General features: G+C 70.0%; 23 protein-coding genes. 9 read left to right on the top strand and 14 right to left on the bottom strand.

Annotated elements, in window-relative coordinates; genetic code table 11:
- Positions 1–45: 45 nt before the first annotated feature.
- From JAV51_RS12970 to JAV51_RS13025, 12 genes are all read right to left on the bottom strand, one after another.
- On the bottom strand, positions 46–873 hold the full coding sequence (locus tag JAV51_RS12970; protein ID WP_197320954.1) for an arginase family protein: 828 nt from the start codon (positions 871–873) through the stop codon (positions 46–48).
- Between the two features lie 90 nt (positions 874–963).
- A complete protein-coding gene (locus JAV51_RS12975) occupies positions 964–1749 on the bottom strand; it encodes an arginase family protein (protein ID WP_197320955.1) in 786 nt (261 codons plus the stop codon).
- 224 nt (positions 1750–1973) lie between these two features.
- Positions 1974–2474, bottom strand: coding sequence for a hypothetical protein (locus JAV51_RS12980; RefSeq protein ID WP_197320956.1), 501 nt, complete (start codon positions 2472–2474; stop codon positions 1974–1976).
- Between the two features lie 10 nt (positions 2475–2484).
- On the bottom strand, positions 2485–3009 hold the full coding sequence (locus JAV51_RS12985; protein WP_307845874.1) for a hypothetical protein: 525 nt from the start codon (positions 3007–3009) through the stop codon (positions 2485–2487).
- Positions 2991–4175 (bottom strand): MCE family protein, encoded by a 1185-nt coding sequence (locus JAV51_RS12990; protein ID WP_197320957.1) that lies wholly within the window; start codon positions 4173–4175, stop codon positions 2991–2993. The genes JAV51_RS12985 and JAV51_RS12990 overlap by 19 nt, the downstream gene beginning before the upstream one ends.
- Positions 4175–5230, bottom strand: coding sequence for an MCE family protein (locus JAV51_RS12995; RefSeq protein WP_197320958.1), 1056 nt, complete (start codon positions 5228–5230; stop codon positions 4175–4177). The genes JAV51_RS12990 and JAV51_RS12995 overlap by 1 nt, the downstream gene beginning before the upstream one ends.
- Positions 5227–6213, bottom strand: a complete 987-nt coding sequence (locus tag JAV51_RS13000; protein ID WP_197320959.1) for an MCE family protein — start codon at positions 6211–6213, stop codon at positions 5227–5229. Before JAV51_RS13000 ends, JAV51_RS12995 begins: the two co-directional genes overlap by 4 nt.
- Positions 6214–6218: 5 nt before the next feature.
- Complete coding sequence (locus JAV51_RS13005; protein WP_197320960.1) at positions 6219–7199, bottom strand: MCE family protein; 981 nt, start codon at positions 7197–7199, stop codon at positions 6219–6221.
- Positions 7196–8206 (bottom strand): MCE family protein, encoded by a 1011-nt coding sequence (locus JAV51_RS13010; protein ID WP_197320961.1) that lies wholly within the window; start codon positions 8204–8206, stop codon positions 7196–7198. Before JAV51_RS13010 ends, JAV51_RS13005 begins: the two co-directional genes overlap by 4 nt.
- Positions 8203–9489 (bottom strand): MCE family protein, encoded by a 1287-nt coding sequence (locus JAV51_RS13015; protein WP_197320962.1) that lies wholly within the window; start codon positions 9487–9489, stop codon positions 8203–8205. Before JAV51_RS13015 ends, JAV51_RS13010 begins: the two co-directional genes overlap by 4 nt.
- Positions 9486–10340 carry an ABC transporter permease gene (locus tag JAV51_RS13020; RefSeq protein WP_197320963.1) on the bottom strand — a complete coding sequence of 285 codons (855 nt, stop codon included), beginning with the start codon at positions 10338–10340 and terminating at the stop codon, positions 9486–9488. Before JAV51_RS13020 ends, JAV51_RS13015 begins: the two co-directional genes overlap by 4 nt.
- Before the next feature lie 4 nt (positions 10341–10344).
- Entirely contained in the window at positions 10345–11076 is a 732-nt protein-coding gene (locus JAV51_RS13025) for an ABC transporter permease (RefSeq protein WP_231642138.1), read from the bottom strand.
- 543 nt (positions 11077–11619) lie between these two features.
- Between JAV51_RS13025 and JAV51_RS13030 the strand changes: the two genes are divergently transcribed.
- The 3 genes from JAV51_RS13030 (at position 11620) to JAV51_RS13040 (ending at position 14948) form a co-directional block, all read left to right on the top strand.
- Complete coding sequence (locus tag JAV51_RS13030; protein ID WP_197320965.1) at positions 11620–12240, top strand: hypothetical protein; 621 nt, start codon at positions 11620–11622, stop codon at positions 12238–12240.
- Between the two features lie 122 nt (positions 12241–12362).
- Positions 12363–13937 (top strand): DUF6801 domain-containing protein, encoded by a 1575-nt coding sequence (locus JAV51_RS13035; RefSeq protein ID WP_197320966.1) that lies wholly within the window; start codon positions 12363–12365, stop codon positions 13935–13937.
- 42 nt (positions 13938–13979) lie between these two features.
- Positions 13980–14948, top strand: coding sequence for a hypothetical protein (locus tag JAV51_RS13040; protein WP_197320967.1), 969 nt, complete (start codon positions 13980–13982; stop codon positions 14946–14948).
- Between the two features lie 61 nt (positions 14949–15009).
- Here the strand turns inward: JAV51_RS13040 and JAV51_RS13045 are convergent, their stop codons facing one another.
- On the bottom strand, positions 15010–15720 hold the full coding sequence (locus JAV51_RS13045; protein ID WP_197320968.1) for a SagB family peptide dehydrogenase: 711 nt from the start codon (positions 15718–15720) through the stop codon (positions 15010–15012).
- A gap of 313 nt (positions 15721–16033) precedes the next feature.
- Entirely contained in the window at positions 16034–18148 is a 2115-nt protein-coding gene (locus JAV51_RS13050) for an AAA family ATPase (protein ID WP_197320969.1), read from the bottom strand.
- Positions 18149–18257: 109 nt separating this feature from the next.
- Between JAV51_RS13050 and rsmD the strand changes: the two genes are divergently transcribed.
- From rsmD to rnc, 6 genes are all read left to right on the top strand, one after another.
- Complete coding sequence (gene rsmD / locus JAV51_RS13055; protein WP_197320970.1) at positions 18258–18815, top strand: 16S rRNA (guanine(966)-N(2))-methyltransferase RsmD; 558 nt, start codon at positions 18258–18260, stop codon at positions 18813–18815.
- 73 nt (positions 18816–18888) lie between these two features.
- Positions 18889–19365 (top strand): pantetheine-phosphate adenylyltransferase, encoded by a 477-nt coding sequence (coaD, locus tag JAV51_RS13060; RefSeq protein WP_197320971.1) that lies wholly within the window; start codon positions 18889–18891, stop codon positions 19363–19365.
- A 126-nt stretch (positions 19366–19491) separates the two neighbouring features.
- Positions 19492–20181, top strand: coding sequence for an ATP synthase F0 subunit B (locus JAV51_RS13065; RefSeq protein WP_197320972.1), 690 nt, complete (start codon positions 19492–19494; stop codon positions 20179–20181).
- Positions 20182–20281: 100 nt separating this feature from the next.
- Positions 20282–20884: a DUF177 domain-containing protein gene (locus JAV51_RS13070; RefSeq protein WP_197320973.1), complete on the top strand. Its 603-nt coding sequence runs from the start codon at positions 20282–20284 to the stop codon at positions 20882–20884.
- A 77-nt stretch (positions 20885–20961) separates the two neighbouring features.
- Positions 20962–21144, top strand: coding sequence for a 50S ribosomal protein L32 (gene rpmF / locus JAV51_RS13075; RefSeq protein WP_005444145.1), 183 nt, complete (start codon positions 20962–20964; stop codon positions 21142–21144).
- 11 nt (positions 21145–21155) lie between these two features.
- Positions 21156–21908 carry a ribonuclease III gene (gene rnc, locus JAV51_RS13080; RefSeq protein WP_197320974.1) on the top strand — a complete coding sequence of 251 codons (753 nt, stop codon included), beginning with the start codon at positions 21156–21158 and terminating at the stop codon, positions 21906–21908.
- The last annotated feature ends 2 nt before the right edge of the window (positions 21909–21910 follow it).

Below are 21910 nucleotides of genomic sequence, written 5' to 3' on the forward strand. Positions count from 1 at the left end.
ATCTGACGAAATTCGACCGGAGAGTTGTGCGTGAGTGACAACGAGTCACGATCGCGCCGTCAAGCGACGAGCCAGCGCTTCCACCACGGGGACCAACGTCGACACCGCCGTTCGGTCGCCCGCCGTGCACTCCGTGATCGCGCCGCCGACGACGTCGAACTCGGCGAGCGCGTCGAGGCAGGCGACGAGTCGCTCCACCGTGAGACCACCGGGCTCGTGGTAGTGCGTCCCCTGGTACGCCGTGGGGTCGAGCACGTCGACGTCGACGTGAACGTACACAGTCTCGGCGCCGGAGGCACGCAGTGTGGCGATCACCTGGTCGGGGTCCGCGGGTGGCGGCACGTGCCGCAGCAGCCCGGAACGCACGGCCTCCGCCTCGGAGCGGTCGAACGAGCGAGTGCCCACGAGCACGGCGCGTCCCGGGGCCAGCGCCGGGTTCGCGACGAAGTCGGCGTCGCCCTCGCCGAGCAGCGCCCTCAGCACCATGCCGTGGAAGGCGGCGGACGGTGAGGTGAGTGGGGTGTTGGCGTCGGCGTGCGCGTCGAACCACAGCACCCCGAGCGTCGGTCCGTATCGGTATCGGGCGACCCCGATCGGCACGAGGTCGGCACCGCAGTCCCCTCCGAGCGTGAGGACCGGGCCCTCGGGATTCTCCAACGCCGCAAGCTGCGCGGGGCGATTGGCGAGCAGCGCGGCGCGGTTGCGCACCCCTCGTTCGGTCGGCGACCCGGCGGCGTCGACGGGTACACGCACCACCGGGACGCCCAGGATTTCCTCGGCCAGCGAGGCGAGTTCGGCGCACCCGGTCGACAGCCGGGTCTCCGCGTCCGGCCAGCCCGCTCCCTGCCACTGCGCCACGGCGTGAACACGCATGGGGCCACGCTAGTGCGCGGCGCGGCAGTTGACCATGCTCGCCGAGCACCGATCGCTCGTCGGACGTCTGTCCTGGTCGCAGCGTGCCGGTCAGTGGGACAGTAGCCGGGCCAACGCCCGCAGCACGGGGGCCAGTGGTTCGGCGTCCCGTGCGTCGGTGGCGGTGCACTCGGTGACGGCCGCACCGACCACGTCGACGTCGGTGAGTGCGTCGAGGCACGCCACCACGCGTTCGACGGTGAGGCCACCCGGGTCGAGCACGTCTGCGTCCACGTGGACGTACACCGCGTCGACCTCGGCCCGCCGCAGCGCCGCGAGCACGTCGAGGGGATCGGCGGGAACGGGCACGTGTCGCAGCAGCCCCCGGTCGACGGCCGCGCGCTCGGCGGGATCGAAGAACCGCGTGCCCACCAGCACCGCGTTTCCGGGGGACACGGCGGGGTTCGCCACGAGGTCCGGATCTCCCGCACCGAGCAGGGCCCGCAACACCATGCCGTTGAACGCCCCGGACGGTGAGGCGTCGGGCGTGTTGGCGTCGGCGTGCGCGTCGAACCACAGCACTCCCAGACTCGGCCCGTGACGAAGCCTGGCGAGGGCGACCGGCGTGAGATCGCTCGCGCAGTCCCCTCCGAGGGTGAGCACCGGCCCTTCGGCCTGCTCCAGCGCCGTCCGGTGTGTGGCGGCGTTGGCCAGCAGTGCGGCGCGGTTGCCGATGCCTCGCTCGGTCGGCGAGGGGGCGTCACCGACCGGCACCCGCGACACCGGGGCGTCCAGCACCGTCTCGGCGAGTGAGGCGAGCGCCGCGTTGCCGCGCAGCCGTACCTCGGCTCCGTCCGGACCCGCTCCCTGCCACTGCGGCACGACCTGCACGCGCATGACGCTCACGCTAGCCGTGCAGGTGATGCAGGCATGCGTCCAGGTGATCACAACGCGCGTGCAGGGAGCGCCGACACACGTGCAGGGGGTGCGGACACGCGTGCAGGGGGTGCCGACATGCGTGCAGGGGGTGCGGACATGCGTGCAGGGGACGCCGACACGCGTGCAGGAGATGCAGGCATGCGTGCGGGTGGCGCGGACACGCCCGGGCGGGCGGGGTGGGGTCAGGACTGGGTCAGGTCCGAGACGTACCAGCGGCCGTCCTCGCGGGTCGCGGTGACGAGGAGGACCGCCGCCGACGACGTGGGTTCGGCGTCGTCGCCTCGCTCGGCGGTCTGGTCGAGAAACAGCAGGAGCTGCGCCCGCTCGTCGGTCAGCGACAGCACGGCGGAGTCCACCACACGGCTCGTGACCGACAGCCGTTGCTCCGGGGCGTTGCTGCTCACCTTGGTGAACAACTGCCGGTACTGCTCGCGCGCCGGACCCCGCAGCAGGTCCTCGGCGGCCCGTTCGGTGGCGTCGACGTCGTCGAAGTGGTACGTGAACACCTTGTTCACCACCCGGCCGACCGCCGAGCGCACCTCGCGGGTGGCGTCGGCGTCGACGTGGGCGAGGTTGGTGGCCGTCTCCGAGGTCCGCATCGATCGGGAGAGCACCGTGCCCACGGCGCCGAACCCGGCGAGCAGTGCCGCCACGACGAGCAGGGTGAGCACCCGCCGGTTCATGCCTCACCTCTCACTTCGCACCTCCGACGGGCACCGTCTCGAACGACTCGACCTTCCAGGCGTCGCCGGTGTGCCGTAGCTGGGCGCGGTAGCGGGTGCGCGTGTACGCCGGTTCGGCCCCGTCCCGGGCGGTGGTGATCTCCACCGAGGCCAGCAGCGTGGCGCGACCGTGGTCGGCGTCGAACTCGCTGAGCGCGGCGTGCAGCACGGTGCCGGTGGCCACCGTGCCCGCCTGCTCGACGGCGGTGAGGGTCGCCGGGTCGGTGTCCTCCAACTCGGCGTGCAGCTTCCCGGTGGTGGCGTCCAGCCAGCGGCGGACGCCCGCCTCGACGTCCGTGTGGTCCATGGTGGTCAGTTCTGCGACGCGGTCGCGCCCCTGTCGCAGGGCCTCGTCGCGGGCCTCGGCGGTGTGGAGGCCGTCGTCGGTGGCGGCGGAGAACCACGACACCGCGCCCCACCCGGCGAACACGGCCGCGGCGACCACCGCGGCCACGCCGAGCGCACCGAGTGCGCGCGTCATTCCTCGTCGAGCCACAGCAGATCCTTCAGCGAGGTCCGGGTGGCGTCGGCGCCGGAGAGGACGCCGGGCTGCGCCACGAGGGGAAGTCCGCCCTGGGGGACGTGTTGCGACGTCCGGGCGGGGGTGGAGCCCGAGGGCAGGGTGCAGCGGGCGTCGGTGTTGAACGGCGCGTCGCCGGTGTCCTCGCCGCTGCGGTAACGGGTGCCTTCGTAGCCGCGCACGCACGGCAGCGGGTCGAAGAACGACAGGGCGACGGAGAACTCGTCGCCGTCGAGGGCGGCGGACGTCGCGGCGGTGGCCTTGGGCAGCATCACGAGCAGGTGCTCCATACCGTCCACTCGGGCCGAGAAGAGCCGGGACGTCGTCAGCAGGTTCGCCACGAGCACCGACAGTCCGGGGTCGGTCTCGCGCAGCAGCTCGCTCACCTCCACGGCCGCGCCGGGCGCGCGGGCGATGAGCTCGCGCAGGTCGCCGTCGGCGTCGGCCAGTTCGGCGGCGAAGTCCTTGGCGTCGTGCGCGAACGAACGCCACGCCTCGGCCGACTCCGCCTGCGTGCGCAGCACCGTGGCCCCGTCCTGGATGAGCGAGGAGGTCTGCGGCAGGTACTCGGTGGCGGTCCGGGTGAACTCGCGCGACGAGTCGAGCAGCACCTGCAGATCGTCGCCGGTGCCCTGGAAGGCGGTGTAGAGCTCGTCCACCACCGTTTGCAGCGACTCGGTGGGCACCGACTCGGTGAACGCGGTGAGGTTGCCGAGCAGTGCGTCCACCCCGAGTGGCACCGTGGTGGAGCTCTCGGGGATCACGGAGCCGTCCGTCAGGTACGGCCCGAGTCCCGTGCGGGGTTGCAGGTCGACGTACTGCTCACCGACGGCCGACCGGTTCGCCACGACCGCCTGGGAGTTCGCGGGGATCGGCGGTGCGTCGTCGTGGAGCCGCAGGTCCGCCTCCATGCCGTCGTCGGTGAGTCGCAACCGGGTCACCTCGCCGACGGCCACCCCTCGGTAGGTCACCTCGCTGCCGCTGAAGAGGCCACCACCGTCGGCCAACTGCAGGCGCACGACGGGGCCGCCCGCACCGAAGAGGCGACCGAGGTCGGCATAGCTTGCGCCGACGAACGTGGTGACGGTGAGCGCCACGGCGACGAACGCGACGAGCTGGATCTTGATGCGCCGGGTGAGCATCAGCGGTCACCTGCCCTGGCGGGAGAGTCGGTGGTCGGCAACGGCAGCAGCGGGATGGGCGCCGTGTAGCCGTCGGCGGGGACGACCTCCACGAAGGTGTTCAGGTAATCGCCCTCGATGCCGTCGAGCACGGTGTCGGTGAAGGGGAACGTCGCGAGGATCTCCAGGGAGCGGGGCAGCGACTGCCCGGCCTCGGCGAGCCCGTCGAGCGTGGGCGCGAGGGCTTCGAGGTCGGCGACGAGGTCCTCGCGGGTCTTGTGGATGACGTCCACGGCGACATCGGAGAGCTCGTCCAGCGACTCCAACATCGTGACGAGCTGTTCGCGCTGGTCGCGCAGTTCCTCCAGGCCGGGGGTGAGGTCGTTGAGTGCTCCCCGGATGGCGTCCTCGCGTTCGGCGAGGGTGGTCGACAGGCGATTCAGCCCGTCGAGCGCGTCCACGATCTCGTCGCGGTGATCGTCCAGATCGGACACGAGGTGGTCGACGTGGCGGAGGAAGTCCTTGATCTCGGCTTCGTTGCCGGTCATGACCTCGTTGAGTTCGTGGTTGATGGTGCGCAGTTGCGCGATGCCGCCGCCGTTGAGCAGCAACGACAGCGCGCCGAAGACTTCCTCGACCTCGACGTGCCGGTTGGTGCGGGAGACGGGGATGAGGTCGCCGTCGGCGAGTCGGGCGCGGGGTTCGCCGTGATCGGGTGCGGCGAGTTCCACGAACTTCTCACCGAGCAGGCTCGACTGGCGGATGTTGGCGAGCGTGTCGGCGGGCAGCTCGACGTCGCCGTTGACGAGCAGGACGACTTCCGCCTGCCAGTCGTCGGTGTCGGCGAGCTCGATGGACGCGACCCGGCCGACGGGCACGTCGTTGACCTTCACGGCGGCGTGCGGCACGAGGTCGAGCACGTCGTCGAAGTACGCCGTGACGCGGTACGGCTCGTCGCCGAGGTCGGCGCCACCCGGCAGCGGGAGGTCCTGCACCCCGCCGAAGCTCGGGGCACATCCGGCGAGCACGAGGCCCGCGACGACGGCCACACTTCCGAACGCGGTTCGTCTGGTCACCGCGCACCTCCCGAACCGCCGGCCGCGTACTCCAGCGGATTGATCCTGCCCTGCAGCGTGCCGCTGCGGGGATCGAAGGTGTTGTAGGCGTTCTCGGCGGCGACGGGGGCGACGTCGAGTGCCTCGGCCAGCGAGGCGCGCCGGTCGACCACGAGCTGGGTGAGGTCGGCGAGGTCGTCGACGCCTGCTTTCAGCGCCTCCCGGTGTTCGGCGACGAAGTCCTGGACGTCGGCGAGCGCCTTGCCGAGGGTCGCGAGTGCCGCCGACAGTTCCTCCTTGTCGGTGGCGAGGATGTCGGCGACGTTCGACAGTTGCTCGGTCGCCTCGCGTACCTGCTTGTCGTTGCCCGCCAGCATGGCCGTGAAGGTGGCCAGCGACTCGACCGTGGAGAAGAGGTCGTCGTCGGAGTCGGCGAGGGTGCGGGTGAGATCGCCGAAGTTGCGCACGGTCTCGGCGAAGGACTGCCCGTTGCCGTCGAGCACGTCGGCGCCGGTGTCGAGGAGGTCGGACAGCGCGCCGTCGGCGTTGGCGCCGTCGGGGCCGAGCGCGGTGGCGAGGTCGTCGAGGCTCTCGTACAGCTCGTCGAGTTCCACGGGAACGGCGGTGCGCGACCGGGGGATCACGGCGCCGTCGAGGAGACGGGGGCCGCCTCGGGCGAGGTCGGAGAGCTGCACGTAGCGGTCGGCGACCACGCTCGGGGAGACGATGAGCGCGCGCGTGTCCCGCGCCACCGGCGCGTCGGCCTCCACGGACAAGGTGAGCCGCACGCGCGACGGTTCGGGCGTCACCTCGACGACCTCACCGACCCGTACCCCGAGCACCTTGACGTCCGAGCCGACGTAGACACCGACGGCGCGGTCGAAGTAGGCGGTCACGGTCTTCTCGCCGGACGCGCCGAAGACCCACCACAGTGCCCCGGCCGTCACGACGGCGGCGACGACGAGCACCGTGATGATCCGTGTGGTGCGAAGCCGAGTCCACACGGTCCTCACCTCCGATCCGGGGGTACGCAGGGGGCACGGTTGTCGGGAACGAGCCCGCACAGGTAGGCGTCGAGCCAGCGGCCGCTGCCCACGGCGTTGTTCACGACGCGGAAGTACGGCCCGGCGAGTTCGAGCGTGCGGTCGAGGTCGTCGCGGTGCCGCTGGAGGATGTCGGTGACCTCGTTGAGCGAGTCCAACGTGGGACCGAGCTGTTCGGTGTTGTCGGCGACGAGCCCGGAGATCTGTTCGGCGAGGTCGCGCGCGCCGGTGAGCAGCCGGTGGATGGCGTCGCGCCGCTGGTCCAGCTCGGTGAGCAGCAGGTTGCCGTCGTTGACGAGTTGCTCGAACTCGTCGCTGGACTCGGCCAGCACGTCGGCCACGGTGTGCGCGTTCTCCAGCAGCTCGAACAGTTCGTCGTCGCGGGACGCGATGGTCGTCGAGAGCGCGGTGAGGCCGTCGAGCGCGTCGCGGACGTGGTCCTCGGCTCCGTCGAAGGTCTCGCTGAGGGTGCGGAAGCTCTCGGCGAGCTGGTCGGTGTCGATGGCTCCCGCAGTGCTCGCGAGTCGTTCGAACGCGGTGGTGACGTCGTAGGGCGTGGTGGTGCGGCCCAAGGGGATCGGCTGGTCGGGGTCGAGCACCGCGTCGCCGGTGGGGTGCAGTGCGAGGTACTTCTGCCCCAGCAATGTCTTGATCTTGATCTCGGCCGTGGTCCGGTTGCCCACCCAGGCGTCGTCGACGCGGAAGGAGACGAGCACTCGGTCCTCGGCCAGTTCGACGTCGGTGACCTCACCCACCTTGATCCCGGCGACCCGCACCTCGTTGGAGGGCATGAGCCCGGCCGCCTCGGCGAACTCGGCTTGATAGGTGGTGCCGCCACCGATGAGCGGCAGGTACTCGTAGTTGAGTGTCGCGACCGTGACACCGGCGAGCAGCGCCGTGCCCACGATGCCGAGTGTCAGCGGGTTGCGTTCGCGGAAGGACGTCATCGGCCGCACCTCGCGGGCAGGGGTCCGTCGTTGATACCGGTGGGGGGATCGGTCAGCAGCACCGCTTCGCAGAGGTAGACGTTGAGGAACGAACCGTAGGAGGCGGTGCGGCCGATCGCTTCGAACTTCTCCGGGGTGGTGACGAGGAACCGCTCCAGGTCGTCCGAACCGGACACCAGGATCTGCGACACCTCGCCGAGTTCGGCGATGCTCTCCTTGAGCGGTCGCCGGGCCGTCTCGAAGAGGCCTGCTGTGGCGGTGGTGAGTTCGGCCATGCCCTCGACGGACTCGCCGATGGCGGTGCGGTCGGCGGCGAGCCCCGACACCAACTCCTGGAGCGTCGACACGAGCGTGGTGAGGGCGTCGCCCTCGGTGTTGATCGTGTCGAGCACCGCGTTGAGGTTCGTGATCACCTCGCCGATCACCTTGTCGCGGTCGGCGAGGGTCGCGGTCAGCGAGCCCGTGTGCGTGAGCAGGCTCTCCACGGTGCCGCTCTCGCCCTGCAACACCTGGATGATCTCGCCGGAGAGCTGGTTGACCTCCTCGGGGTCCAGCGCGGAGAACAACGGCTGGAAACCCTGGAACAGTTCGGTGAGGTCGAGCGCGGGGCGCGTGCGGTCCAGCGGGATCTCCGCGCCCGGTTCGAGGTGGTCGGGCTCGGGGTACTCGCCGCGTTCGAGGGCGATGTAGCGCTGTCCCAGCATGTTGCGGTAGCGGATGATCGCCGTGGTGTCGGCGGGCAGGCGGCGACCGGACTCCACCGAGAAGTGCACCAGCGCGAGGTGGCGGTCGACGATCTCCAGCTCGTCGACCTGCCCGACCCGCACACCCGCGATCCGCACGTCGTCACCCGGGTTGAGCGAGGTGACGTCGGTGAAACGCGCGGTGTAGGACGTGCGGTCGTCGACCCCGACACCGGAGATCGACAACGCGAGCACGGCGGTCGCCACCGTGGTGACCAGGACGAACGCGAGACCTTTCAGCAGGGGAGCGACGATGCTTCTCACTTGAGGGTCACCTCCGTGCCCCGGTAGACGGGTCCCACGAGGACACTGCTCCACTCGGGCACCTGGTCGACGCCGACGCCGAGGTCCCCGGCGAGCAGCGTGGAGAGCAGTTGGCGTTCCTGCGGGGAGTTGGGCAGGCCGAGATCCACGCCGTCACCGCTGCGGTCGGGGACCAGCGCCTCGGTGCCGCGTTGCGGGCGGGAGGGTGCCATGCCCTCGCGCGGAGTGACACCGCTCGGGTAGCAGCGGGGACCGGAATCAGCGGTGTAGGCGGGGTCGTCGGCGCCCGGCACGTACGCACCCCGCGGGTCGGTGACGAGGCTGCCCTGCATGCGCAGGCCGGGCTTGTTCGTGCCCTTGCCGAGCACGGCGTCCATGGCGGGCGTCAGCTCGTCGAGAGCGCGCAGGGTGCACGCGAAGCTGGGGGAGTAACGGGCGGCCACTTCCAGGGGCGCTCGGCTCTCGGCCGACAGCCGGATCAGGTTGTCGGCGTTGGCGCGCAGGAACGCGGTGACGTCGCCCGACGTCGTGGTGACCTGCGCGTACAGGCCACGCAGTTCGGGACCCTGCTCCTGCACGGTGCCGAGCGTCACGGCGGTGTCGGTGAGCGCGTCGAGCAGGTCGGGTGAGATGTCGCCGTAGAGTTGCGCGACCTCGCCGAGGTCGCGGATGTTCTCGTGCAACGCGGGCAGGTTCGGGTTGAACTCCTCCAGGTAGTTCGCCGCCTGCACCAGCGTGTCGCCCACCTGCTCGCCTCGCCCGTCGAGGGCGGTGGCCACGGCGCTGAGCGTGCTGGCCAGCTTCTGGGGCTGCACCGACTTCAGCACGGGCAGCAGCTCGTCGAACGCGCGCTCCAGCTCGACGGCGTTCTCCGAACGGTCCTGGGTGATCACGTCGCCGTCGGACAGCGGGGCGGCCGTCGAGTCGTCGGGAATGGACAGTTGCACGTACCGCTCGCCGAACAGCGTCTTCGGCACCAGCAGGGCGGTGACGTCCTTCGGCAGGCGGGACACGCTGGCAGGGTCGAGCGCCAGTTCGATCTCGGCGCCGTCGGGCCTGGCCTTGATCGACCGGACCTCGCCGACGAGGACCCCGCGGGCCTTGACGTCGGAGTACTGCCGGAGTTGGTTGCCCACCCGATCGGTCTGCAACGTGACCGACACCGACGTGGTGAACTCCTTGTCGTAGATGCGGACCGACAAGTCCACGAGCAACACGAGGACGAGGCAGAACGCGAGTCCCGTGAGCCGGACGCCGAGCTTGCGCAGTCGTGTCGTCTTCATCCCGCCACCCGTACCGTCGTCGTGGCGCCCCAGATCGCGAGGCTGGCGAAGAAGTCGAGCAGGGCCACCGCCACGATCGCGGTGCGGACCCCGCGCCCGACGGCGACTCCGACGCCCGCCGGGCCGCCGCTGGCGTGGTAGCCGTAGTAGCAGTGCGTCAGCACCACCACGACGCTGAAGATGAGCACCTTCACGAACGACCAGAGCACGTCCTCGGGTGGGAGGAACAGCGAGAAGTAGTGGTCGTAGGTGCCTTCGGACTGGCCGTAGAACCACACCGTGATCTGGCGCGACGCCACATACGAGGTCAGCAGGCCCACCGCGTAGAGCGGGATGATCGCGCAGAACCCGGCGATGATGCGGGTGGTGACGAGGTACGGGATGCTCGGCACCCCCATGACCTCCAGCGCGTCGACCTCCTCGGAGATCTGCATGGCCCCGAGCTGGGCGGTGAAGCCGCAGCCCACGGTCGCCGAGAGGGCGAGACCGGCGACGAGCGGGGCGATCTCCCGCGTGTTGAAGTACGCGGAGATGAAGCCCGCGAACGCCGCCGTGCCCACCTGGTTCATGGCCGTGTAGCCCTGGAGACCCACGACCACACCGGTGAACATGGTCATGCCGACCATGACGCCGACGGTGCCGCCGATCACCGCGAGTGCGCCGCTGCCGAAGCTCACCTCGGCAAGCAGTCGCATGATCTCGCGGGGATACCGCCGCAGTGCCCGGGGAATCCACGCCAGGGCACGCAGGCTGAAGAGCACCGCCTCGCCGACGGTGTCCAGAAAAGACAGTCTCCGGTCGAGGCTCGCCAGTCCTCGGGCGGCGCGCGGCCGGACAGGTGTGGTGGTCACGTGCTCACATCCCCTTCGGCGGCACGAGCTGGAGGTAGACGGTCGTCAGCACGAAGTTCACGAGGAACAGCAGCAGGAACGTGATGACCACGGACTGGTTCACGGCGTCCCCGACACCCTTCGGCCCCGGTGCGGGGTTCAGTCCTCGGTAGGCGGCCACGACGCCGGCGACGAACCCGAAGATCAACGCCTTCACCTCGCTGATCCACAGGTCGGGAAGCTGGGCCAACGCGGAGAAGCTCGCGAGGTAGGCGCCCGGGGTGCCGTCCTGCATGACGACGTTGAAGAAGTAACCGCCGCACACGCCGACGACGCTCACCATGCCGTTGAGGAAGACCGCCACGGCCATGGCGGCGAGCACCCGCGGCACGACGAGTCGCTGCACCGGGGAGACGCCGAGCACCTCCATGGCGTCGATCTCCTCGCGGATCGTGCGCGAGCCGAGGTCGGCGCACATGGCCGAGCCGCCCGCGCCCGCGATGAGCAGGGCGGTGACGATCGGGCTGGCCTGCTGGATGATCGCGAGGACGCTCGCCGCACCGGTGAACGACTGCGCCCCGATCTGGGTCGTCAGCGACCCGACGTGCAGGGCGATGACACCACCGAACGGAATGGCCACGAGCGCGGTGGGCAGGATCGAGACGCTGGCGATGAACCAGAACTGCTGGACGAATTCCCGGAACTGGAAAGGCCTGCGCGGAATGCAGCGCAGAACATCGAGCGCCAACGCGTACATCCTGCCGGTCTGCCGCAGTGCCGCGGCTCCGGGAAACGAACGCTTGGCCGCGTCGTCGACGTCTGTGGCCACTCGCGACTCCTCCGGTTCCGGGAACCCTGGTTCCACGTTTTTTGAAACGTCCGTTTCATGTCCTGGCATGCACTCTCGCTGTGCGTGCGATGACAATAACGCCGCGCAGAGCGCCTGGTTACGCGGCAATCTTCGTGGGTTCGTGACAATTCTCGTCGTGTTTCTTGCGTGGTTGTGAGTGTGCGCGTAGCCGATGGCGTTCGAAGGTCGTTGTTGTGCCAGGTGAGACAAAGCGATGAAAGAAATCCTTGACGCCGGTGACAACCGTTGCGCCGATAGGGCGAGGAGTGAACATGAAATCCGGCTGTTTCTTGTTCGTAACGCAGTCAAGGGTTAACGTACTCGCTGGTAGGTCGGCTTTCGAACCTACTGGCAAGCACCGTCGGCCGATGTTTTCGCGCGGGTCGGGATCGGGGACTCCGCGCCGCTTGCTTTCGCTCGTTCGCCTGTTCACCTGGGAAAGGAATCGCTATGCGTAGGCGTGTCTTGAGCATTGTCGCCGGCAGCGCCGCGGCGGCCCTCGCGCTCGGTCTCACCGCCATGTCCGCCTCGGCTGCCCCGCAGGAGTGGATCGTGGACCCGGGCGGTGAGTACACCGGCGTGTCGGGAACGACGGTCCTGACCAACACCGCCAACGGCGTGACGCTGGACTGCAGCGGCTCCGAGGCGTCCGGCGAGCTCGCCGGCAGCGCGAGCGGCGCCCCCGCGCAGCTCGGCACCATCGACAACATCTCGTGGACGAGCTGTTCCGGTCCGCTGGGCCTGACCTTCGAGGTCGTGCCGCAGAACCTGCCGTGGAGCATCAACGGTGAGTCCTACGCGGACGGTGTCACCACCGGCTACATCGGTGGCATCGTGGCCAACCTGACCGGCCCCGGCTGCGACGCCACGGTCGAGGGCGAGGCCCCCGGCACCTACGACAACGACAGCGACACGTTGGCTCCGAAGCCGATCGACGGTTCGTCGCACACCCTCACCGTCACGGCGGTGAACTCGTCGGCGAACTGCTTCGGACTGATCAACGTGGGTGACAACGTGACCTTCGAGGGCGCCTACGTGGTGACCCCGGGTCAGGACGTCACGCTCCAGTGACGTTCGCCGGTACTCGGCACTGAGTGGTCGGTCCGTCCGGGCCTGCTCCCGGGCGGGCCGACCATGTCGCTCGTTCACGGCATCGCGCCGGGACGCGGGCGGCTTCGAACGGGAGTGAGGACATGGGACGCAGAGTGAGCAGAGGCGGCCGGTTCGCCGCCCTCGGTGTGGCGGTCCTCGTTGGTGGCTTCTGGGCCCCCAGCGCGCTGGGCGGGCAACCCGGCGACGAGACCGCGGACGAACGACGGTCGCAGGAACTGCTGTACCACTGCGACACCGAGTCGGGGACCCGGGACGCCCGGGTGCGGGTGAGCCTCGCGCTCCCCGAGACGGCTGCCCGACCGATCGGTGTGACCGTCTCGACCACGTTGGACGAACAGGTCGTCGGTGAGCTGCGCGCCGGCGGTGCCACCGAGGTCACCGGTGTCCTGTCCGCGACACTGCGGGCACACCGCACCGCCCAGGCGGACAAGACCGGTGAACCCGTCCTGCTGCCCGATCTCGCCGTTCCGACGACTCCGCTGCCCACCGAGGGACCGCTCACGCTCGTCGCGACGGGCGAGGCCGACGAGGTCACCCCCGGCGGTCCGGGGGAGTTCCGTGTGGCGGCCGACCGCTTCAACCTCCTGCTCGGCTGGCCTTCCGAGGGCGGTCCCGACGACGGCGAGGGTGGAGACCCCGAACCCGATCCCGAACAGCCGCCCGGCGACGGCGGTGGTGACGAGGGCGGGGACGGCGGCGACGGCGGTGAGGACGGCGGCGACTCGGTGCCCGACGCCACCACGTTGCCCGGCACGGACGGCGGTGGGGGCGCCGCCGCGCAGGCCAGCAGGCAGGCGCCGCCCGCCCGAGGCTTCGACTGCGTTCCCGCGGCCGACCAGAACACCGTCGTCACCACCATCACCGTGTCCGACGACGGAATCACCCGCCCCGGCGACGACTCCACCGAGTCCGACGGCGACGACACCGGCACGTCCGGCACCGGACGAAGCTCGGACGCGGAGCCGGTGGACATCCCCGACGACTGTGTCGACTTCGCCGACGAGAACAACGCATGGTGCGCCTACCTCGGCGGCTACACCAACCTCGACAGCATGAACGCCGCGGTGCTCGTCGAACCCGGCATCGTCAACCTCGCCCTTCCCATCATCGCCGCGTGCAACGACGGATCGGAGTGGTTCTGGTTCTGCCAGACCGCACAGGCGGAGCTTCGCCACAACGGCAAGAAGCAGCTACCCCCGACCCGCAACGCGTTCCACGCCTTCGACTTCATGCCCAACGAGGCCACCGTCGAACTGACCCAGATCGGGGACATGACGATCGACGTGCGATCGCAGGTCGTCGCGCCCTACGACGGCAGCGTCGTCGCGCACGCGACCCTGGCCGTGCGCGTCTACGACGTCACAGTGAACGGGGTCGATCTGGAGGTCGGCGACAACTGTCGCACCGAACGTCCCATCACGGTGGCCCTGACGGCCGACTACCCGGGCGACTACACGCCCGCTGCGGGCGGCTTCCTCGACGGCTACACCGACATCCCGCCCTTCACCGGCTGCGGGGACGGCGGAAACCTCGACCCGCTGCTCACCGGACTGATCTCCGGCAAGGACAACTACGTGAAGATGACGCAGGGCGCGATCTGCGACATCCGGACCGAGCAGTACTGCCCGCCCTCTCCTCCCGAACTCCAGCGCTGACCCCGAGTTTGTTCGTTGATCCCCCGTGAAGGAGGAACCCCGATGAGAACGACCCGATCCGGAGGCAGATCCGGCAGACGCCTCAGGGCACTCGCCGCGACCGTCGCGCTCGTGGCCGCGGGCGTGACTGCCACCGCCGCACCCGCGGTGGCCGACGACGAGGTCCACGGCACCGCACTGGCCGGACACTGGGCGCCGTTCGACCGGTGTCCCGTCGACGACCCGGCGATGCTCGCGGCCGACGGAGCCGACGTCGCGGCGTTGTGCCTGGCGTCGTCGTCGCAGTCCGGGACCATGAAGATCGGCGAGAAGGTCGTGCCCACCGCCGGAACGAACCTCCAGTTCGGACTTCTCGGCGACGGCACCGACTACACCTCGGTGTCGCCCGAGGGCGCCGGCATCCAGGCCGAGCCCGTCACGGTGCCGGGCGGGCTGCTGAACCTCATGTGCCCCAGCGAGATCCCGGTGCTCACGGACCTCTGTGAGAAGGCGGCCGACAGCAAGCTCAACCGCGTGGTCGCCACGGTGGAGCCCGCGGGGACCCCGACCGACTTCAGCCTCACCGCGGGACTCGGAGTCGGGCAGCCCATCGTGACCCTGCCCGTGAAGATCCGGCTCGACAATGTGCTGCTCGGCAGCAAGTGCTACATCGGTTCGAACTCCGACCCGATCCTGCTGCGACCCCGCAACCTCACCCAACCGGCTCTGACGATCGCCCGCTACGCGCCCGACGGCACCGACCAAGCCGGCGGACCGATGAGCAACGTGGTCCTGTCGGGGGCCGACCAGGGTGACGACTCCTTCACCGTGCCCAAGGCCAACGGGTGCGGACTGCTCGGTGCGCTCGACTGGGCCGTGAACCTCCAGCTCGGCCTGCCGTCGCCCGAAGGGGCCAACAGTCTGGTGCTCAATGCGGCCGACACCGCCACCGGCGGCTTCTACACGCCCGCCGCGTTCGCGCCCGACCAGGGGCGGCTGCTCGCCGAGTACTGGCACGCCGCCCAGCAGTAGGTCGGCGTCCGGGGACGACAGCGACAGCGACGACAGCGACGACAGGGCCGTCCCGCCGAGCTCAGGCGGGGCGGCCCGTCGCGAAGAGCATCGTCGGAATCTCGTTCTCCGCCAGCCCCAACAACGTGCCCGCGGCGGCGTCGTCGAACCCCGCCACGGCACACCCGGCCAGCCCCAACGCCGTTCCCACCAGGTAGAGGTTCTGCACGGCGACCCCGGAGTCGACGTGCAGCGTCCGGTAGTGGCGCAGCGGGTACTTGTCGAAGGCCACGTCGAGCCGTGCCGTGATAGCCACGGTGGCGGCGGGCGGCCAGGCGAACTCCTCCTGCAGGTACACCTCCGCCAGGTGGGCACCCGGGTCGGTGTCGGTGAGCTGCACCAGCTCGTGCGACACCGGTTCGTAGCGGTAGACGCCGTGGTCCAGTCCCGCGACCCGGCGGACGACCGCGTAGGCCCGCAGGATGTCCAGACCGCCCGCGCTCGGGGCCATGCTCAGCGGGTACTGCTCGACGCCGTAGGCCGGGACGAAGCGCTGCACGCCCATGGAGAACCGCAGCAGCGCGCTCAGTTCGAGCATTTCGAGGGGTTCCTCGGAGAAGTCGTACGACGAGTGTCGGCGGGCGAGCGTCGCCACCAACCCGGCCTTCGGCGGGTGCACGTCGGGTAGGGCGATGCGCTGTGCCAGCGGCAGCGGCTCGGCGGGCACAGGCAGTTGCGCGTTCAGCAGGCGGTGGACCGCCAGCGCGCGTTCGGTGGTATCCCGACCATTCACGACGGCTCCCGTCGTTCCACCTCGTCACCGACCACGGCGGCATCGTAACCCGTTCGAGTGGCCCTGTGCGCCGTTCCACTCATACCGGACGAGTGATCCCCGTCCCCTCCAGCCGTGTCCCGCCTTCCCGACGCCGTGTCCCGACTTCCCGACACCGTGTCCGCACCCTGCGACGCCGACATGCGTTCCTGCGACGCCGACATGGGTCCCTGCGACGCCGACACGCGTGCTTGCGTCGCCGACATGGGTCCCTGCGACGCCGACACGCGTGCACAGGGCGCGGACACGCCCGGGAACAGACGACCCCCTCGGGTCAGCCCTGCGGGGTTCGCCAGCGGTCGTCGGAGGCCAGCACCGTGAGCTGCTGCGTCGCCCGGGTCAGCGCCACGTACAGCACCCGTCGGCCCGTCAACGACTCGTCCACCAGCTCGGTCGGCTCCACCAGCACGACGCCGTCGTACTCCAGCCCCTTGCAGTCGAGGCTGCCCACGACCTTGAGCCGGTCGTCACCGTGGCCCTCGACCCAGCGCTGGACCTCGTCGACCCGGTCCATGGCGCAGATCACGCCGACGGTGCCCTCGACGGAGTCGAGCAGTTCCTTCGCCGCCAGTTGCGTGGCGCTCTCCAGGCCCGCGGGGTCGACACGGCGGATCTCCGGTGACACCCCCGTGGTCCGCACCGCGCGCGGCAGCTCGTCCGGTTCGGCGTGGCCCGCCACCACGTCGGCGGCGAGATCGAAGATCTCGGACGAGTTCCGGTAGTTGACGCGCAGTGTGTACCGGCGCCGCGCGGTGTTCGCCCCGAACGCCTGTTCGCGGGCTTTCGCGGCCTCGTCGGGGTCCGGCCACGAGCTCTGCACGGGGTCGCCCACGACGGTCCAGCTCGCGTACTTGCCGCGTCGGCCGACCATGCGCCACTGCATGGGGGAGAGGTCCTGCGACTCGTCCACCACCACGTGGGAGTACTCGTCGTAGTGGTTCGGCCTGCGGTGTTGGCCGTCGCGTGACGGCTCCGGGTCGGCGTCGGACCGGCGGCGACGCTTCGGCGGGGGCCCGAGGAGCACGCGAAGCTCGTCGAGCAGCGCGATGTCGGCGACCGTCCACTCGCGATCGGGTTCGCGGAACGACGCCGCGAGCATCGAGATCTCCTCCGCCGACAGCACAGTGCGGGCGGCGCGGGTGAGGCGTTTCTCGTCACCGAGCCAGCGCAGGATCTGCGCCGGGTACAGCACCGGCCACCACACGACGAGGAAGCGGTGGAAGTCGATCCGCTCGCCGAGGTCGGTGATCAACTGGGCGCGGTCGAACTCGCGACCGTCCTCGCGGGCGTGCGACTCGGCCTTGTCCGCCAGGGCTTCCAGCAACGTCTCCGCGGCGCGCACGCGCGAGCGGTTCGGAGGTGCGCCGTTGCTGTGCACCTTGCGGCGGACCTTGTCGAGTTCCTTGGCGCTCAGCTTGAGCACCTCGCCCCGGTAGACGATCTTCATCTCCGTGGGCGCGTCGGGCGGGGTGTCGCGCAACGCCTTGCCGAGCACCTTGCGCATCCGCAGCGACCCCTTGATCGCGGCCAGCGGTGCGGGGTCGTGCCGGGTGGCGTCGAGGCCGTCGAGCACCTGTCCGAGTGAGCGGAGCTCGACGTTGGTCTCACCCATCGACGGCAGCACACGCGAGATGTAGGTGGTGAACACGCCGGACGGGCCGATCACGAGCACGCCCGCGCCGCCCAGTTGCCGCCGGTAGCGGTACAGCAGGTACGCCGCGCGGTGCAGCGCCACGGCGGTCTTGCCGGTGCCCGGGCCGCCGGTGATCTCGGTCACTCCACGCCACGGCGCGCGGATGACCACGTCCTGTTCCTTCTGGATGGTGGCCACGATGTCGCGCATGGTGTCGCCGCGCGACCGGCCCAGCGCCGCCATGAGCGCGCCTTCGCCCACCACGTTCATGTCGTCGGGCACCGACTCGGGCATGAGCACGTCGTCGTCGATGTCGAGGACGGACTGTCCGGAACAGCGGATCACCCTGCGCCGCACCACGTTCATGGGTTCTTCGGCGGTCGCCTGGTAGAACGCGGCGGCGGCGGGCGCACGCCAGTCGGTGACGAGGTTGTTGAACTCCGCGTCGCGGATGCCGAGCCTGCCCACGTAGACGGTCTCGGAGTCGGCGTGGTCCAACCGTCCGAACACCAGACCCTCGTACTCCGCGTCGAGGGTCTGCAACGTCTGGTTGGCGTGGAAAACCATCATGTCGCGCTCGTAGAGCATCGACGCCTGCTCGAACACGGCTTCGCGCTGTGCGCCGAGGCCGAGCTCGTATCCACGGGCGCGCATGGCCTCGGCCTGCGCGCGCAGCTCCGCGAGCCGGACGTACACCCGGTTCACGTGAGTTTGTTCGATGGCGATCTCGGCCCGTCTGACCGGGGACTCCGACACTCGCGCTCCTCGCACCTGTCGCCTCGGAAGGGGGAAGAACGACTTTACGCGATCCGGGGTGTGGCCATGGACGCGTCCCGCCGCACGGGCGAGGTGCGAGCATGGTGCTGTGACAAGGATCGTGGCCGGACTGGCAGGCGGGCGCACGCTGCGGGTTCCTCCGAAGGGAACGCGACCGACGACCGAGTTGGTGCGGGAGGCACTCTTCAACGCGTTGGAGGCCGCCGGCGAACTGGACGGGGTGCGGGTTCTGGACCTCTACTCGGGGTCCGGTGCGCTGGGTCTGGAAGCCCTGTCGCGAGGTGCGAAGGAGGCCGTGTTCGTGGAGGCCGACCGGACGGCGGCCGACATCCTGCGCGGCAACATCGCGAACGTGGGGCTCGGCGGTGTGGTGCGCCAGGGGCGGGTGGAGTCCGTGGTGGCCGAACCGGCGGGCAGGCCCTTCGACCTGGTGCTCGCCGACCCGCCGTACGCCGTGGACGCCGAGACGTTGGGGATCGTGCTGACGCGGTTGGTCGACAACGGGTGGCTCGCCGAGAACGCGTTGCTGGTGGTCGAGCGCCGTTCGCAGGACGGGCCGCCGCGGTGGCCGGACGCGTTGCGCGTGCTGCGGACCCGCACGTACGGGGACAACACGTTGTTCCGCGCGGAGTATCCGGCGTCCTGACCGGGGCGGCGGAGCGTCGAGCGATTGGTCACATTCCGCGCGAGGCGCCGGTCTGCTTGATAGCGTCCGCGCCATGCGGCGAGCGGTCTGTCCCGGTTCCTACGACCCCGCGACCAACGGGCACCTCGACATCATCGAGCGTGCCGCCGCGTTGTTCGACGAGGTCGTCGTGGCCGTCCTCATCAACCCGAAGAAGCAGGGCCTGTTCACCGTCGAGGAGCGGTTGGAGATGCTTCGCGAGGTGACGGCCGGCCTGCCCAACGTGCGGGTGGACTCCTGGCGTGGCCTGCTGGTCGACTACTGCAGGCAGCACGACATCGCTGCGGTCGCGAAGGGGCTGCGCTCGGTCAGCGACTTCGACTACGAGCTGCAGATGGCGCAGATGAACCGCGAGCTGTCGGGTGTCGAGACGTTGTTGATGTCCAACAACCCGGCCTACAGCTTCCTGTCGAGCTCGCTGGTCAAGGAGGTCGCCACCTACGGGGGCGACGTCAGCGAGATGGTGCCCGCCGTGGTGCACGAGCGGCTGAAGGCGAAGCTCGCGCAGTGACGGTCGGTGTCGGTCACGGTTCGTGGCCGACACCGGACACGCCTGGTGCCGTGGTTGCCACAGTTCGGGCACCGAACGCGGCAGACTAGTGGCGTCGCGTGGAATCGATGCCGCGAGGGAGTGGCCGTGTACCGGGTTTTCGAGGCGCTCGACGAGCTCGTCACGATCGTGGAGGAGGCCCGTGGGGTCCCGATGACGTCGAGCTGTGTCGTCCCACGTGGTGACGTGCTCGAACTCCTCGACGACGTCCGCGACGCCCTGCCCGCCGAGGTGGACGACGCCCAGGACGTCCTCGACCGGCGTGACGAGATCATCCGCTCGGCCCGGGAACAGGCCGACGAGACGGTCGCCTCGGCGAACGAGGAGGCGGAACGGCTGCTGGCCGAGGCTCGTGCCGAGGCCGAGCGCATCGTCACCGAGGCGCGCGAGGAAGCCGACCGCACCATCGCCGCGGGGGAGGCGGAGTACGCCGACGTCACCGAGCGCGCCCAGGTGGAGGCCGACCGCATGGTGCAGGCGGGCCGCGACGCCTACGAGCGGGCCGTCGACGACGGCAAGCGGGAGCAAATGCGCCTGGTGTCCCAGACGGAGGTCGTGCAGGCCGCCCACAACGAGGCCGCTCGTATCGTCGACGAGGCACACGAGGAGGCCGACCGGCAGCGTGCGGACTGCGACGCCTACGTCGACACGAAGCTCGCCGAGTTCTCCGACTTGCTCGCCACCACGCTGCGGACGGTGGACTCGGGCCGCAACCACCTGCGCGGTCCGGTGGGGTCGGCCGCGCGTCCGGCCGTCTACGACTACCAGGCACAGTGACCGGGTGACTCGCGTAGGCTGGTGACCGTGGTCGTCGGCAGGGACCGGTGTGTCCCCGCCCCGCCCGATGTCATCAACGTGATCGTTCGAGAAAGCTCCGATGTCTGACGAGACTTCCAGCCCGCAGCGTGCCGACGCGCGCAACCCGTGGCTGTTCGACACCCATGAGCTGGGCCGCAGGCCGGGCACCAGCCTGCCGTTGCAGCGCACGCTGCCGGTGAGGACGGCGCTCGGAGTGCCCGACGTCGTCGAGGTGCCCGAGGGGTCGACGGTCACCGTGGACCTGCTGGCGGAGTCCGTCGTCGAGGGTGTCCTGGTGAGCGGCACGGCGTCCGCGGACACCGCGGGACAGTGCTCGCGCTGCCTCGACCCGGTGACGGGACATCTCGACGTGAGCGTCACCGAGCTGTTCGCCTACCCGGACTCCACCACCGACGAGACCACGGACGAGGACGAGATCAGTCGCATCGTCGACGACTGGATCGACCTGGAGCCGATGGTCAGGGACGCCGTCGTCCTTGCGCTCCCGCTGGCGCCGCTGTGCAGCGACGACTGCGCGGGACTGTGCTCCGGTTGTGGCATGAAGTGGGCCGATCTCGAGCCCGGGCACGGGCATGAGACGATAGACCCTCGGTGGGCCGCGCTGGTGCAGCGCCTGGAGGACACTCCGGGTGGCGACACGGCGAGCGGCTCCGACCGGTAAGCCTGTCGGGCAGTCGTCCGACGTAGTTCGCAAGACCGCTCGCACCCGCGAGCAGACCTGTGTGAGGAGACCCAGCCGTGGCCGTCCCCAAGCGGAAGATGTCGCGTTCCAACACTCGCTCGCGCCGCTCGCAGTGGAAGGCTAGCCCGGTGCAGCTGGTGGCCTGCCAGAACCGCGCCTGCCGCCAGCCGAAGCCGCAGCACGTCGCCTGCCCGCACTGTGGCCAGTACGCCGGCCGTCAGGTTGTCGAGCCGGCGTAAGGTCGGTCGGAATGGGGGGTAAGTCGCCCAGCGGACCGGCAGCCGATCCCGCATCCCTTCTCGACGCGCTCGGTGTCGAACTCGACAGCGAGCTGCTGTACCTCGCCCTGACCCACCGCTCGTACGCGTACGAGAACGGGGGCCTGCCGCCGAACGAGCGGCTGGAGTTCCTCGGTGACGCGGTGCTCGGTCTCGTGGTCACCGACCACCTGTACCGGCAGCACCCGGACCTGCCCGAGGGCCAGTTGGCGAAGCTGCGGGCCAGCGTGGTGAACATGCACGCGTTGGCGGGGGTGGCGAGGACTCTCGGTGAGGGCGGGCTCGGTGCCCACCTGCTGCTCGGTAAGGGGGAGGAACTCACCGGCGGCAGGGACAAGGCCAGCATCCTCGCGGACGGTCTGGAAGCCGTGATCGGCGCCGTGTACCTGGAGCACGGAATCGAGGTCGCGCGGTCGCTGGTGCACCGCATGTTCGGCAAGTTGCTCGACGAGGCGCCGCGTCGCGGCGCGGGCCTGGACTGGAAGACCAGTCTTCAGGAGCTCACCGCGTCGTCGGGTCTCGGCGTGCCCGAGTACAAGGTCGCCGACACCGGCCCCGACCACCGCAAGGAGTTCAGCGCGGTGGTTCTCGTGGGCGGTCGTGACCTGGGGCACGGTGACGGCACCACGAAGAAGGAAGCCGAGCAGAAGGCTGCCGAAGCGGCCTGGCGCGCGCTCAGCGAGGAGCTGGGCACGGACGAGCAGGCCGGAGAACAGACGGAGTAGAC

The organism is Saccharomonospora sp. NB11 (genome assembly GCF_015910535.1).
In the GTDB taxonomy this organism is placed as follows: domain Bacteria; phylum Actinomycetota; class Actinomycetes; order Mycobacteriales; family Pseudonocardiaceae; genus Saccharomonospora.

What these genes read in the sequence shown, in the direction of transcription:
- rnc (WP_197320974.1), top strand. Translation starts at nt 21,156, where the DNA reads ATGGGGGGTAAGTCGCCCAGCGGACCGGCAGCCGATCCCGCATCCCTT.
- coaD (WP_197320971.1), top strand. Translation starts at nt 18,889, where the DNA reads ATGCGGCGAGCGGTCTGTCCCGGTTCCTACGACCCCGCGACCAACGGG.
- JAV51_RS13040 (WP_197320967.1), top strand. Translation starts at nt 13,980, where the DNA reads ATGAGAACGACCCGATCCGGAGGCAGATCCGGCAGACGCCTCAGGGCA.
- JAV51_RS12975 (WP_197320955.1), bottom strand. Translation starts at nt 1,749, where the DNA reads ATGCGCGTGCAGGTCGTGCCGCAGTGGCAGGGAGCGGGTCCGGACGGA.
- JAV51_RS12980 (WP_197320956.1), bottom strand. Translation starts at nt 2,474, where the DNA reads ATGAACCGGCGGGTGCTCACCCTGCTCGTCGTGGCGGCACTGCTCGCC.
- JAV51_RS12970 (WP_197320954.1), bottom strand. Translation starts at nt 873, where the DNA reads ATGCGTGTTCACGCCGTGGCGCAGTGGCAGGGAGCGGGCTGGCCGGAC.
- JAV51_RS13070 (WP_197320973.1), top strand. Translation starts at nt 20,282, where the DNA reads ATGTCTGACGAGACTTCCAGCCCGCAGCGTGCCGACGCGCGCAACCCG.
- JAV51_RS13030 (WP_197320965.1), top strand. Translation starts at nt 11,620, where the DNA reads ATGCGTAGGCGTGTCTTGAGCATTGTCGCCGGCAGCGCCGCGGCGGCC.
- JAV51_RS13035 (WP_197320966.1), top strand. Translation starts at nt 12,363, where the DNA reads ATGGGACGCAGAGTGAGCAGAGGCGGCCGGTTCGCCGCCCTCGGTGTG.
- JAV51_RS13025 (WP_231642138.1), bottom strand. Translation starts at nt 11,076, where the DNA reads ATGTACGCGTTGGCGCTCGATGTTCTGCGCTGCATTCCGCGCAGGCCT.
- JAV51_RS12990 (WP_197320957.1), bottom strand. Translation starts at nt 4,175, where the DNA reads ATGCTCACCCGGCGCATCAAGATCCAGCTCGTCGCGTTCGTCGCCGTG.
- JAV51_RS13005 (WP_197320960.1), bottom strand. Translation starts at nt 7,199, where the DNA reads ATGACGTCCTTCCGCGAACGCAACCCGCTGACACTCGGCATCGTGGGC.
- JAV51_RS13015 (WP_197320962.1), bottom strand. Translation starts at nt 9,489, where the DNA reads ATGAAGACGACACGACTGCGCAAGCTCGGCGTCCGGCTCACGGGACTC.